This is a genomic window from Lelliottia sp. AC1 (assembly GCF_023278595.1).
GTDB lineage: Bacteria > Pseudomonadota > Gammaproteobacteria > Enterobacterales > Enterobacteriaceae > Enterobacter > Enterobacter nimipressuralis.
Genome location: NZ_CP025699.1, coordinates 1,721,609 through 1,734,959, shown reverse-complemented (window position 1 = coordinate 1,734,959; position 13,351 = coordinate 1,721,609). Strand labels below are relative to the sequence as shown.

Below are 13,351 nucleotides of genomic sequence, written 5' to 3'. Positions count from 1 at the left end.
GCGTCCCGCACGGTAAAATTCGTTGAGTAGCGCGTGATTACTTAGTGATTACCTTGCGGCCACGGTAGAAACCGTCGGCAGTCATGTGGTGACGCAGGTGTTTCTCACCAGAAGTCTTGTCTACAGACAGGCTGGTAACTGCAGTCAGCGCGTCATGGGAACGACGCATGCCACGTTTGGAACGGGTTGGTTTATTCTGTTGTACGGCCATGGACCTTACTCCTTAATTACTTACGCTTTAAGCTGGCTAATACGGCAAATGGGTTTGGTTTTTGCGCTTCATCAGGCAGTTCCCCAAAGACCATGTCCGCGTCGGACACTTCACAGTGTTCAGAATCATGCACCGGAACTACCGGCAAGGCGAGGATGATTTCATCTTCAACCACTGCAAGCAGATCGATTTCACCGAATTCGTTAACCTCAATCGGCTCATACGCTTCCGGGAGTGCTTCAGCCTGTTCGTCAGAACGAACCGGACTGAAACAATACGTTGTGTGAACATGACGTGTGAACGGTTTCCCGCAACGCTGGCACTCGAGCGTTACCGTGACCTTTGCATCACCGTTCAGAACGGCCAGGCGCTGGTTATCGATAGCGAACGACATGGAGCATTCCACATCAGTGTCCACACTGACCACAAACTCGGCGATACGTTCAGCCTGATCGGCGGTATAAATACCTTCGTAATCGAGGCGTTTTTGAGCCGTACGAACCGGGTCAAGAGTCAGGGGTAATTTTACCTTTTGCATAGGGCGCGCATATTAACTTTGTAACGTCATAGAGTCAAAGAAAAAGGCAACCAGGGCTGCCTTTTGCCAATTATTCGCACACATTGCGGCCTGTAGTTTAAAATGGCTGGCATCGATACGCTATATCTGGTGAAAAAAATATGCCAAATCTCGTGCTTGCTTCCACTTCGTCATACCGCCGCGCGTTGCTTGAAAAGCTGGGGATCCCGTTTGAATGTGCCGCCCCCGTCGCTGACGAAACGCCGCATCACGCTGAATCTCCGCGTCATCTGGTGTTGCGTCTGGCACAGGAAAAAGCGCAAAGTCTGGCCGCTCGCTATCCCAACCATCTGATTATAGGCTCCGATCAGGTTTGCGTGCTCGACGGTGAAATTACGGGTAAACCTCACACCGAAGAGAACGCGCGCCTGCAGCTCATGAAAGCCCGAGGCACCATTGTTACCTTTTACACCGGCCTTGCGCTTTACAACTCCGCCACGGGCCATCTGCAAACGGAATGCGAACCCTTTGACGTTCACTTCCGCCACCTGAGCGATCAGGAGATTGAGGATTATGTGCGCAAAGAGCGCCCGCTTAATTGCGCAGGGAGCTTCAAAAGTGAAGGTCTGGGGATTGCGTTGTTTGAAAAACTGGACGGGCGCGACCCAAATACGCTGGTCGGTTTACCGTTGATTGCGTTATGCCAGATGCTCAGACGCGAGCACTTCAATCCGCTTTCTGCCTGACCGTAAACGGCCCTGTTTTGGTAAGCCGGGTAAGCACAGCGCCACCCGGCCTATATTTAACCGCGTAACACTTTCAGACAGCGTTTCAGCTGGTCATCCAGCGGCGCTTCGACGCGCATCACTTCACCTGTGCCAGGATGGGTGAATTTCAAGGCCGCAGCGTGCAGGAAGAGACGCGACAGCCCCGTTCCGGCCAGCTGTTTATCAAACTCACGATCGCCGTAGCGGTCATCAAACGCAATGGGATGTCCGGCATGTTGCGTATGCACGCGAATCTGGTGGGTACGGCCGGTCACCGGGCTACAACGCACCAGTGTCGCAAACGCGTAACGCTCTTCTACTTTAAAGCGAGTTTCAGACGGTTTACCTTCGCTGTTCACCCGCACAATGCGCTCACCGCTTTGCAGAATGTTTTTCAGCAACGGTGCCTGCACCACTTTCACATGAGACTGCCACTGACCGCGCACCAGCGCCAGATAGTCCTTCTGCATGCCCTTTTCGCGCAGCTGCTCGTGCAGCGAACGTAACGCCGAGCGCTTTTTGGCCACCAGCAGCACACCAGAGGTATCGCGATCCAGACGGTGAACCAGCTCGAGGAAACGTGCTTCCGGGCGCAGGGCGCGAAGGCCTTCGATCACGCCAAAGCTCAAACCGCTGCCGCCGTGCACCGCCGTGCCGGAGGGTTTATTCAGCACCAGGATATGATCGTCTTCATAAAGGATAGCGTCAGTCAGCGCGGCGACTTTTTGCAGATGCGGCGAAACCGCCTCTTCTTCACGTTCAGCGACGCGCACTGGCGGAATACGCACTTCATCGCCCGCTTCGAGCTTGTACTCAGGTTTTACGCGCTTTTTATTTACCCGCACCTCGCCTTTACGCAAGATGCGATAAATCATACTTTTTGGCACGCCTTTCAACTGGGTGCGTAAAAAGTTATCGATTCGTTGCCCCGCTTCATCATCGGCGATAGCAACCATTTTTACGGATGGAGTCTCTGTTTTCATGGTTGGCGATTCTAAATATCGATACGCATTAGCGCCACTCATTTTTCTATGCTTATATTTACTTTTGCCCGGGCAGGTTTGTTCACGCGCAATCGATTTGGTGGTTATTAAACCAATCCTCTCGTTGAAGTGGAGAAACTGTGAGTAACCGGGTGATAAATGGTAAAAGTCATCTTGCTATAACCGGGTTAGCAATGGAATAATGAATCCGTTTTCCGTGTTAAATCCTGGTTAAGTAAGGATGTCGACGGAATGACCCATTTTGTCTGACCGATCATCCACGCAGCAATGGCGTAAGACGTATTGATCTTTCAGACAGTTAGCGGGCTGCGGGTTGCAGTACTTACCGGTAAATGGAATCTTCTCTGGAGAGTGTTCCCAGGCTGTTCCCCTGATAATTGCGCTGTATTTCCGTATGAAATACAGGCAACCGACACTTTGCGCCTCTTAAGCGAGCGACAACCGTGAGGTTGGCGACGTCAATAGTCACGAGGCCATCGGTTCAAACCCCGGAAAGCGTCACCTTGCCCGCAGCTTAGTCGTCAATGTAAGAATAATGAGTAAGTTACGATGAAAAGAATGTTAATCAACGCAACTCAGCAAGAAGAGTTGCGTGTCGCCCTCGTGGATGGGCAGCGTCTGTACGATCTGGATATCGAAAGTCCTGGACACGAACAGAAAAAAGCGAACATTTACAAAGGCAAAATCACCCGCATTGAACCAAGCCTTGAGGCCGCATTCGTCGATTACGGCGCTGAGCGTCACGGTTTCCTTCCTCTTAAAGAAATTGCCCGCGAATACTTCCCTGCCAATTACAACTCCCACGGTCGTCCGAACATCAAAGATGTGTTGCGCGAAGGCCAGGAAGTTATCGTTCAGATTGATAAAGAAGAGCGCGGCAACAAAGGCGCTGCGCTGACCACCTTTATCAGCCTGGCAGGCAGCTATCTGGTGCTGATGCCGAACAACCCGCGTGCGGGCGGTATCTCTCGCCGCATCGAAGGCGACGACCGTACCGAGCTGAAAGAAGCGCTGGCAAGCCTCGAACTGCCTGATGGCATGGGCCTTATCGTTCGTACCGCAGGCGTAGGCAAATCTGCCGAAGCGCTGCAGTGGGACTTAGGCTTCCGTCTGAAGCACTGGGAAGCTATCCAGAAAGCCGCAGAAAGCCGCCCGGCTCCGTTCCTGATTCACCAGGAAAGTAACGTTATCGTCCGTGCTTTCCGCGATTATCTGCGTCAGGACATCGGCGAAATTCTGATTGATAACCCGAAAGTGCTTGAGCTGGCTCGCCAGCACATCGCTGCACTGGGCCGTCCAGATTTCACCAGCAAAATTAAACTGTACACCGGTGAAATTCCACTGTTCAGCCACTATCAGATTGAATCCCAGATTGAGTCCGCCTTCCAGCGTGAAGTGCGTCTGCCGTCCGGTGGTTCTATCGTTATCGACTCCACCGAAGCGCTGACCGCCATCGACATCAACTCCGCACGCGCAACCCGCGGCGGCGATATCGAAGAGACTGCCTTCAACACCAACCTTGAAGCCGCAGATGAAATTGCCCGTCAGCTTCGTCTGCGTGACCTGGGCGGCCTGATCGTTATCGACTTTATCGACATGACTCCGGTTCGCCATCAGCGCGCCGTTGAGAACCGTCTGCGTGAAGCGGTGCGTCAGGATCGTGCACGTATTCAGATCAGCCATATTTCTCGCTTTGGCCTGCTGGAGATGTCTCGTCAGCGCCTGAGCCCGTCGCTGGGTGAATCAAGCCACCACGTCTGTCCGCGCTGTAGCGGTACGGGTACCGTGCGCGACAACGAATCTCTCTCCCTCTCTATTCTGCGCCTCATCGAAGAAGAAGCACTGAAAGAGAATACCAAAGAGGTTCACGCCATTGTTCCGGTGCCAATTGCCTCCTACCTGCTGAACGAAAAACGTGAAGCGGTGAGTGCCGTTGAAACCCGTCAGGGCGGCGTGCGCTGCATCATCGTACCAAACGATCAGATGCAGACCCCGCACTACTCCGTCCTGCGCGTGCGCAAAGGCGAAGAGACCAGCACCCTGAGCTACCTGCTGCCAAAACTGCATGAAGAAGAGATGGCGATGCCGTCTGATGCAGAACCGGCCGAGCGCAAGCTGCCAGAACAACCGGCGCTGGCGACCTTCATCATGCCAGAAGCCCCACCGGCTCCTGTTCAGGAAAAAGCGCCGGCGAAAGCCACTGCGCAGAAACCTGCTGAAACCAGTGATAAGCCTGCTGAACCAGGTCTGCTGGGCCGCTTCTTCAGTGCGCTGAAGAAAATGTTCGCCGATGAAGAGCCTCAGCCGGAGCAGCCAAAAGTTGCGCCGAAAGAAGAGAAACAAGAGCGTCCGCAGGATCGTCGTAAGCGTCAGAACAACCGCCGCGATCGTAACGATCGTGACCGTCGTGACAACCGCGATAATCGTGGCGACCGCGACAACCGTGGTGAGCGCGATAACCGTTCCGACAACAATGAAGGTCGTGAAGCGCGCGAAGATAATCGTCGCAACCGTCGCGAGAAGCCACAGCAGCAGAATGTGGAAGATCGCGAAATTCGCCAGCAGGCGGGCGATGAGTCTGAAAAAACCAGACAGCGTGACGAGCAGCAGCCACGTCGCGAACGCAACCGCCGTCGCAATGACGATAAACGTCAGGCGCAGCAGGAAGCGAAAGTTGTCAACACCGAAGCACCTGTTGAACAGGATGCCGATCAGGAAGAACGCGTTCAGGTGATGCCGCGCCGTAAGCAGCGTCAACTGTCGCAGAAAGTTCGCTTTGCATCTGAACAGGCCGAAGTCGCTACCGTTGCCGCCGCTGAGCCGGTTGTTGAAACCGCTCAGAACACGCAGCTGGCAAAACTGGACCTGCCTGCGGTTGTCGATACGGTCGCTGAGCATGATGACAATGGCGAAGCGCGTGATAACAACGGTATGCCGCGCCGTTCCCGTCGCTCTCCGCGTCACCTGCGCGTGAGCGGTCAGCGTCGTCGTCGTTACCGTGACGAGCGCTACCCGACTCAGTCTCCGATGCCTCTGACTGTCGCCTGTGCGTCACCAGAAATGGCGTCCGGCAAAGTCTGGATCCGCTACCCGGTTGCCCGTCCTCAGGAGCAACAGGTTGAAGAGCAAAACGTCGCTGCAGAAGCCGTTGAGCCAATCGTTGCACCTGTAGCCGCTGCCGAAGCCACTGCGGTGGTCGTTGAAGAAGCACCGCAGATCGTGGCCGAATCTCAGCCCGTCGTTGACGTCGAGCCAGTCGCGGAACCTCAGCAGGTTGTTGAAACCGCTGAGATCGAGACAACTCATCCGGAAGTGATTGCCGCGCCTGTCGACGAGCAGCCTCAGTTCATTGCGCAAGAAGATGTTGTGGTGGCTGAACAGGTTGTAGAAGACGCAGAACCGGCAGCCGAGGTGGTTGAAGAAGACATAGTGACTGAAGCGGTTGCTGAGCAACCTGTCGATGTTACCCCGGCTCCACAAGCACCGGTTCCCGCACCGGTTGTGAAACCAGAGCCTGTTGTCGCTGTCGTTGCTGAGCATCACCATGCAACCGCACCGATGACTCGCGCGCCAGCACCGGAATACGTGCCAGAAGCACCACGTCATAGCGATTGGGTACGCCCTGCGTTCGATTTCGACGGTCGTGGTTCTGCAGGTGGTCATAGCGCCACTCACCAGGCAACGGCTCCGGCGACTCGCCCGAATCCGGTTGAATAACTCGCTGTTCTAATGAAAAAGCCGACCTTCGTGGTCGGCTTTTTTTTTGACTTTTTTACGGGAGGGGTTTTCGCATTCCGACGATTTCTGGCATCACCTCACGCATCATTTCCAGAAAACGCCTCAATCGTGCCGGGTAATAGCGCGACCACGGATAAACCAGGTGCACCGGCAGCGCAGCAGGTTGCCAGCCCGGCAAAAGAGGCACGAGCCTTCCCTCGCGGATGTCCTGTTCCACGGTCCAGCTCGAGACCACCGCCACGCCTAATCCATTCAACGCCATGGTGCGTGTCACATACAGGCTGTCGGTGCTCAGACGCGGCGAAATTGCCACTCGCGCAGGCTGCGGCGAAGCTCCGTCAAACAGCTCAATATGCTGATGATAAAAGGTGTTGAGTGCAATCCAGGGAAGCGCAGTGAGATCGTCGGGGACCTCAGGCATGGCATGACGAGCCAGTAGCTCGGGCGCCGCGACCACACAGCGCGGGACTTCGGCCAGCAGCACCGATACCGTATTAGGGTCGATCTCCGCCCCTACGCGGATCGCGCAGTCGATGTTATCACTCAGAAAATCCGCCGATCTGTCATATAGCATCCAGTCGACAGAAAGCTGCGGATAGCGCATCAAAAACTGGCTCAGTGGTGCCAGAAGTTGTTCCTGCCCGAACGCATGGGGCGCCCGCACACGCAAGGTGCCGACAGGTTCATCCTCCGACTGCCCCACCTCATCTTCGAGCGCGAGCCAGCTGTCGATCACTTTTCGGGCATGCTGATAGCAACGCTCGCCGTCATCGGTGAGCTTGGTGGCGTGGGTGGTGCGTAACAGCAAACGCACGCCGAGGAGGGTTTCCAGCGACTGCAGGCGTCGGCTAACGGTCGCCTGCGTGGTCCCCAGCTGCCGTGCTGCAGTAGAGAGCGATCCCGATTCCACGATACGCGCAAAGGTGCGCATCAGTTCCACTCTGTCTATACGCTCTGTTCGCTTCATGATTATTTGATGATACGTTTAACGTATAACCGTTTTACCATCCCGCTGGCTACCGCCTCAAGCCTGAATGCACAAAAATAGCCTCACTCCATGAATGAGGTACATCAAATGAACACTGCCACCCTTACCCAGGCCACCAGCCGCTGGGTTATTTTTATCCTGGCCATTGGCGCCGGGTTTAGCGTTGCGTCCATCTATTATGCTCAACCGCTGTTGCCGTTAATGGGTGCCGATTTACACCTCAGTATCGAAGGGATGGGACTGGTGCCGACCCTGACGCAGACGGGCTATGCCCTTGGCATCCTTTTCCTGCTGCCGCTCGGCGACCGTCACGATCGCCGAACCTTAATTCTTGTTAAAAGCGCAGCACTGGCGCTCTTTTTGCTGGGCTGTAGCCTGACCGGGCAGCTTCACTCGTTACTGCTGGCCAGTCTGCTTATTGGTATGGCGGCAACCATGGCGCAGGACATCGTACCGGCAGCGGCTATTCTTGCCCCGGAAGGCAAACAGGGAAAAACCGTCGGGACGGTAATGACCGGCCTGCTGCTGGGTATTCTGCTGTCGCGTACTGTCAGCGGTGTGGTGGGTGAAGCGTTCGGCTGGCGGGTAATGTATCAACTTGCCGCCGTCAGCATCGCCTTGATCGGCATGGTGATGTGGGCTGTGTTACCGCGTTTTGCGGTTCACTCTACGCTCAGCTATCCGGCCCTGATGCGCTCGATGGAGCATCTGTGGCGTCGCTACCCGGCCCTGCGTCGTGCGGCGCTGGCCCAGGGCTTTCTCTCTATTGCCTTTAGCGCGTTCTGGTCGACGCTGGCGGTGATGCTGCTGGAACGCTATCACCTCGGTAGCGCGGTTGCTGGTGGATTTGGGATTGCCGGTGCTGCAGGTGCGCTGGCCGCCCCGCTGGCCGGAGGCCTGGCGGATAAACTCGGTGCAGGCAGAGTGACCCAACTGGGTGCCGCGCTGGTGACTATTTCGTTTGCGCTGATGTTTTTAATGCCCGCTTTGGGCACCCACGGGCAACTCGTTCTGATCGCGATTTCCGCGATCGGTTTCGACCTGGGGCTGCAGTCCAGCCTGGTCGCCCATCAGAACCTGGTCTATAGCCTCGAACCCCAGGCGCGTGGGCGGCTCAATGCGCTGCTGTTTACGGTGGTCTTTATCGGGATGGCGCTCGGCTCGGCGCTGGGGAGCAAAGTGTACGCCCTGGCGGGCTGGCAAGGCGTAGTGATGCTGGCAACGGTGTGTGGTGCGGCGGCAGTGCTGATCCGCTTAATAGAAAGCGCGCGGCTGGTCTGCGTGCAGGCGCAAAATCGCTAAAAAAAAAGCCCAATCCGGCACGCCGGGTTGGGCAGACAAAACATATCCAGTTTCAAGACATGTTCTAAAAGGTCAAAATGTTACTTGTTCAGCTGGAACAGAGACATCCCCTGCATATCACTGAACGCTTTATAAGAGGCCTGAAGTGCTGCTTGCTGCATGGTGTAAGACGAAATCGCCGCGTTCCAGTCCACGTCCACCAGATCACTCATCTGCTGAGTCTGACCCAGCGCGCGGTCATCACCCAGAGCATCCAGTTTATCGAGTTCGTTGAGTTTGGTACCCAGATCGGCACGCACGGTCAGTACGTTATCCAGGGAATTACTCAGTCCACGGTTGGCTTTATCGATATTTGCCACAAGTGCATCTGTCTTAGCCTGGTCGCCGCTTACCGGTGTGTTCAGCGCAGCGATGGCGTTATCCAGAATCTTAAACAGGTTAGTTTCCTGGGCACTGCCGTCAGGCTCTGGCTTGGCATTGCTGGTAAACTTTTCAAACACTTCCGAGCCAGTATGGCTAATCTGCATATCGCGTGCAGAGTCCACCTGCTGAGTGATCGCCGTACTGCCACCGTTATAGCTGCCGTCTGTCTGATCAAACGGTGCGGTGTCGGTCTTAAAGCCCGCAAAAATATAACGACCATTGCCGTCGGTGCTATTGGCCAGGTTGACCAGCTGATCGCGAATACCCTGCAGATCGGTTGCCACAGACGCCCGGTCGATATCACTCAGGGAGCCGTTGTTCGCATACACGATTTTATCCTGCGCAGACTGAATTGCCGTCGTCACCTGGCTTAACACGCTCTCTTCCAGCGACACGCGCTGCGTCGCAAACGTACGCGCGAGAGCGAACTGGCTATTCTGCGACTGGGCCTGAGACAGTACAACGGCCTGCGACGCGGCAATCGGATCGTCCGACGGACGGTTCACGCGTTTGCCGGTGGACATCTGCTCGCCATACCCCAGCCATTTGCTTTGGGACTCAGTGATCCCACGCATATTTTGCTGGTACATCATTTGGGTGCTAATACGCATCGTTCACCTCGGCCTTAGCGAATATTAATTAACGCATCAAAGAGCGTACTGGCAGTCTGCAGAACCTGCGCATTCGCGAGGTAATACTGCTGAAAACGCTGCAAGTTGCCATACTCTTCGTCGAGGTTAACCCCGGAGATAGACTGCTGCTGATTGCTCAGCTGCGTCACCACATTTGTTTTGGTCGCAGCGCTGGTTTTCAGTGAAGACGTGGTGCTGCCGACGGTACTGACCAGTGAGGCATAAGCATCGTTAAAGGTCTTGTTGCCACCGACCACTTTGCTGCTTTGCAGATTCAGCAGCGCTTTCCCGTTGAGGTTATCACTCTCACCACCCGTCGCCGAACCCGCCATCGCCAGTTTGGATTCATCGCTGATCAGCAGATCCATGTTCACGATAGCGTCAACTACCGGTTTCACCGTAAAGCTGTCTTTCGTGGCTGCGCTACCGCTGACATTCACGGTAACCCCATCAAACGTCATGTTGCCGCTGGCATCTGGCGTAGCCGTAAATGAGGTTTTGTCAGAACTACGGGTGACGGTCCAGTCAGTGCCGTTAAATTCAAGCTTATAATCCGTCGCCTGAACTTTAGAGCTGTCCGCGATAGTGGCCGTGACGGCCGCACCTGGCACGCTGTTTTTGCTATTGCCGGTCACCGCTGGAGAGCCGATATCGAACAATTTGCCGCCCGCATCACCATTGGCATCAAAGCCTTTCTCGTGCTGCTGGTTCATGGCGTCAGCAAACGAGAGCGCCAGCTGGTTCAGCGTATTACGCGCTTTATCCAGGTCTTCTGCGCGGAACGTTAACAGACCGCCCAATGAGCCGGTGTTCAGCACCTTCTCGGGAATTTCGATATTACCGGCGAGGGAATCCACATACGCCACGGTGGTGCGCGCAGGATCAGCGCTCGACGGTACCGCCGCTAACTGGTTAGCCGTGCTGCCCTGAACCAGGGTGTAACCATTACCGAATGAGACGTTGTAGGTGCCGCCGTCCTGTACCGCGACCTCCACACCCACGATCTGATTCAGTTCGCTCACCAGCTGATCGCGCTGATCGAGCAGATTGTTTGGGGAAGCCCCTGCGCCCACGCCGGTCAGACGTGAAATCTGATCGTTCAGATTCGCAATCTGTTTGGCATAGGAGTTAATCTGATCCACGCTGGTCGCAACCGCAGTGTTTACCTGCTTATCCTGGTCGCGCAGGTACTGGTCGGTCGTTTTGAACTGATTGACCAGGCCATCCGCTTTGCCGAGAACAGTCTGGCGCGCCGCCGGATCTTCCGCGTTACTCACCAGCGTTTGCAGGCTGGTAAAGAAGCCCTGCAGCGTGGTGGACAGGGAGTTAGTGGTATCAGACAGCACATCGTCGATTTTCGACATCTGCTGATAACGCGTGGTCAGGCCGCTGCTCTGAGTCTGTGCTGCACGCAGCTGATTGGTGATGAACGCATCATATTCGCGCTGTACGCCCGAAACATAAACACCATTGCCAACCCAACCACCGCCGGTCAATGTACTGTTCGCTGCACCCAGCACCGTGGTCTGACGGGTATACCCGGCCACGTTGTAACTGGAAATATTGTTGCTGACGGTGTTCAGTGCCGACTGTGCCGCACTGAGGCCACTCATAGCGCTGTTAATCAAACTGGACATTGAGGTTCCTTTTTAAACTTTCAGACACGAGTCCTGATTAGGATTATCGACATCGCGCGCGCAAACTTGAGTCCTTAGAACAGATTTTCGGTATCGGTGCTGTAAGCCTTGCTGACTTTCTCACCCATCGCTTTAAGCTGTTGAATCATACCGGTCAGTTTGCGGGCATACTGCGGGTCGGTGGCGTAGCCTGCGTTCTGCAACGCCTGCGCCCCCTGCTCCGCCGTCGCGGCCTGCGTAACCGCAGCGTAGCGCGGATTGCGGCTCAACAACCCGACATAATCTGACAAGGCTTCAAGATAGGAGCTGTAAACGCGGAATTTTGCTTTGACCTTCACCGCCGCACCGTTTTCAAATTCGGTGGTGGTGATCTCCGTGGTCGGCCCTTTCCAGCCTGACGACGCTTTGACGCCAAAAATATTAAAGCTTGGTTCGCCGTTTTCACGGCGGATCTGACGCTGCCCCCAGCCGGATTCCAGCGCGGCCTGCGCCAGAATCAGGTGGTGAGGAACCCCACTCTGCTCACTGGCCAGACGCGCCGGGAGCGAAAGCTGAGCGAGGAAGTCTTTGCTGTCGCCCGACAGCGGCTCATCGCTGCTGGCGGTCGGTTTCGGCATGGCTTTACGCACCATCTGCGTCAGCGCCTGGTTCTGATAACTGGTCACCGTTTCAAGATCAAACTTCATCGGCACCTGCTGGGTTTGCTCATCGGGCTGAACACCCTGCGCCGCCTGCATCTGTTTCACGATCATATCGGCGAGGCCAAGCCCCTTACCGGCGGTCATCTGCTGGGCAATCTGTTGGTCATACATGCTGGTGTAGAGTCGCGTCGAGTCGCTGCTGAACATGCCATCTTTCGGCAGCGCTTCACGCATGCTTTTCAGCATCATCTGCACAAACATCCCTTCCACCTGGCGGGCAACCGGGCGGAGGTTCGCCGCCGGATCGGTGCCTGCTTTGGCTTTCAGATCGTTGAGCGACTGGGCATCCCAGGCCGCACTTGCCATCAGTTTGCTATCGCCGAGCATTAGATGATTTCCAGTTTGGCGCGCAGGCATCCTGCACTTTGCATGGATTGCAGAATCGACATCAGATCCATCGGCGTCGCCCCCAGCGCGTTCAGCGCACGAACCACGTTGTTCAGGTTGGCGCTGGAGCGCACGCTTTGCAGCGAGCCGCCGCTCTGGCGCATGTCAATCTGCGTCTGTGGCGTCACTACCGTCTGGCCACCACCAAACGGCGTATCCGGCTGGCTAACGTTAGCCGAGCGGTTCACGCTGATGGAGAGGTTGCCCTGCGCCACGGCACAGCTGTCCAGCGTCACTTCGCGGTTCATCACCACGGACCCGGTCCGGGAGTTGATGATCACTTTGGCATCCTGCAGCGGAACGTTGACTTCCATATTCTGGATATCCGCCAGCATGCGCACCTGGTTGCTGCTGCCCGTCGAGGTGCGGATCTGCACGGTACGTGCGTCGAGCGCCGTCGCGCTACCAAAACCACGGCTGCGGTTGATGGTATCGGCAATCTGCTGCGCCATAGTGAAGTCTTCATTATTCAGCTGCAGGTTGATGGTGTTCCCGGCGCCAAACTGCGTTGGCAGTTCACGCTCGATGATCGCCCCGTTAGTGATACGCCCGCCGTTCAGCTGGTTCACCTGCACGCTGCTGCCGCCCGCCGATGCACCCGCGCCACCGACCAGAATGTTACCCTGTGCAAGCGCGTAGACCTGGCTGTCCACCCCTTTTAACGGGGTCATCAGCAGCGTGCCGCCGCGCAGACTTTTGGCGTTACCCATTGAAGAAACCACCACATCGATGGTTTGCCCCTGGCGCGCAAAGGCCGGGTAGGATGCGGTGATCATTACCGCCGCCACGTTTTTCAGCTGCATGTTGGTGCCCGTCGGGACGGTGATCCCGAGCTGGGACAGCATGTTGTTTAAACTCTGAGTGGTAAACGGCGTCTGGGTGGTCTGGTCGCCCGTTCCGTCCAGGCCAACCACCAGGCCATAGCCTATCAATGAGTTTTCACGTACGCCCTGTACACTGGTGAGATCGCGAATGCGGTCAGCCTGGGCGCATGTCGCCACCAGGACCAACACCATTGCGAAGAGGGATTTAAACATAGGTCAC

The 13,351-nt window shown here is 55.9% G+C and carries 11 protein-coding genes; 3 read left to right on the top strand and 8 right to left on the bottom strand.

Annotated features, from left to right (window positions below):
• Nucleotides 1–37 precede the first annotated feature (37 nt).
• A complete protein-coding gene (gene rpmF / locus C0560_RS08080; RefSeq protein WP_071844907.1) occupies nucleotides 38–211 on the bottom strand; it encodes a 50S ribosomal protein L32 in 174 nt (57 codons plus the stop codon).
• Between the two features lie 16 nt (nucleotides 212–227).
• Nucleotides 228–749 (bottom strand): 23S rRNA accumulation protein YceD, encoded by a 522-nt coding sequence (gene yceD, locus C0560_RS08075; RefSeq protein WP_100780588.1) that lies wholly within the window; start codon nucleotides 747–749, stop codon nucleotides 228–230.
• A 140-nt stretch (nucleotides 750–889) separates the two neighbouring features.
• Between yceD and C0560_RS08070 the strand changes: the two genes are divergently transcribed.
• Nucleotides 890–1,474, top strand: a complete 585-nt coding sequence (locus C0560_RS08070) for a nucleoside triphosphate pyrophosphatase (RefSeq protein WP_100780589.1) — start codon at nucleotides 890–892, stop codon at nucleotides 1,472–1,474.
• A 56-nt stretch (nucleotides 1,475–1,530) separates the two neighbouring features.
• Here the strand turns inward: C0560_RS08070 and rluC are convergent, their stop codons facing one another.
• Nucleotides 1,531–2,478: a 23S rRNA pseudouridine(955/2504/2580) synthase RluC gene (gene rluC / locus C0560_RS08065; RefSeq protein WP_181827608.1), complete on the bottom strand. Its 948-nt coding sequence runs from the start codon at nucleotides 2,476–2,478 to the stop codon at nucleotides 1,531–1,533.
• A 570-nt stretch (nucleotides 2,479–3,048) separates the two neighbouring features.
• Here rluC and rne point away from each other — a divergent pair.
• Nucleotides 3,049–6,216 carry a ribonuclease E gene (rne, locus tag C0560_RS08060; protein WP_248859954.1) on the top strand — a complete coding sequence of 1,056 codons (3,168 nt, stop codon included), beginning with the start codon at nucleotides 3,049–3,051 and terminating at the stop codon, nucleotides 6,214–6,216.
• Nucleotides 6,217–6,271: 55 nt separating this feature from the next.
• On the opposite strand, the gene C0560_RS08055 is transcribed toward rne, so the two are convergent.
• Entirely contained in the window at nucleotides 6,272–7,204 is a 933-nt protein-coding gene (locus C0560_RS08055; RefSeq protein WP_248859953.1) for a LysR family transcriptional regulator, read from the bottom strand.
• 108 nt (nucleotides 7,205–7,312) lie between these two features.
• On the opposite strand from C0560_RS08055, the gene C0560_RS08050 reads away from it, so the two are divergent.
• Nucleotides 7,313–8,527, top strand: coding sequence for an MFS transporter (locus C0560_RS08050; protein ID WP_248859952.1), 1,215 nt, complete (start codon nucleotides 7,313–7,315; stop codon nucleotides 8,525–8,527).
• 80 nt (nucleotides 8,528–8,607) lie between these two features.
• Here the strand turns inward: C0560_RS08050 and flgL are convergent, their stop codons facing one another.
• The 4 genes from flgL to C0560_RS08030 form a co-directional block, all read right to left on the bottom strand.
• Nucleotides 8,608–9,561: a flagellar hook-associated protein FlgL gene (gene flgL, locus C0560_RS08045; RefSeq protein ID WP_102105544.1), complete on the bottom strand. Its 954-nt coding sequence runs from the start codon at nucleotides 9,559–9,561 to the stop codon at nucleotides 8,608–8,610.
• A gap of 14 nt (nucleotides 9,562–9,575) precedes the next feature.
• Nucleotides 9,576–11,219, bottom strand: a complete 1,644-nt coding sequence (flgK, locus tag C0560_RS08040) for a flagellar hook-associated protein FlgK (RefSeq protein WP_123429105.1) — start codon at nucleotides 11,217–11,219, stop codon at nucleotides 9,576–9,578.
• Between the two features lie 74 nt (nucleotides 11,220–11,293).
• The gene (flgJ, locus tag C0560_RS08035) at nucleotides 11,294–12,247 is read right to left on the bottom strand and encodes a flagellar assembly peptidoglycan hydrolase FlgJ (RefSeq protein WP_248859951.1); all 954 of its coding nucleotides are present in this window, start codon (nucleotides 12,245–12,247) and stop codon (nucleotides 11,294–11,296) included.
• Entirely contained in the window at nucleotides 12,247–13,344 is a 1,098-nt protein-coding gene (locus C0560_RS08030; RefSeq protein WP_100780597.1) for a flagellar basal body P-ring protein FlgI, read from the bottom strand. Before C0560_RS08030 ends, flgJ begins: the two co-directional genes overlap by 1 nt.
• Nucleotides 13,345–13,351: the final 7 nt, after the last annotated feature.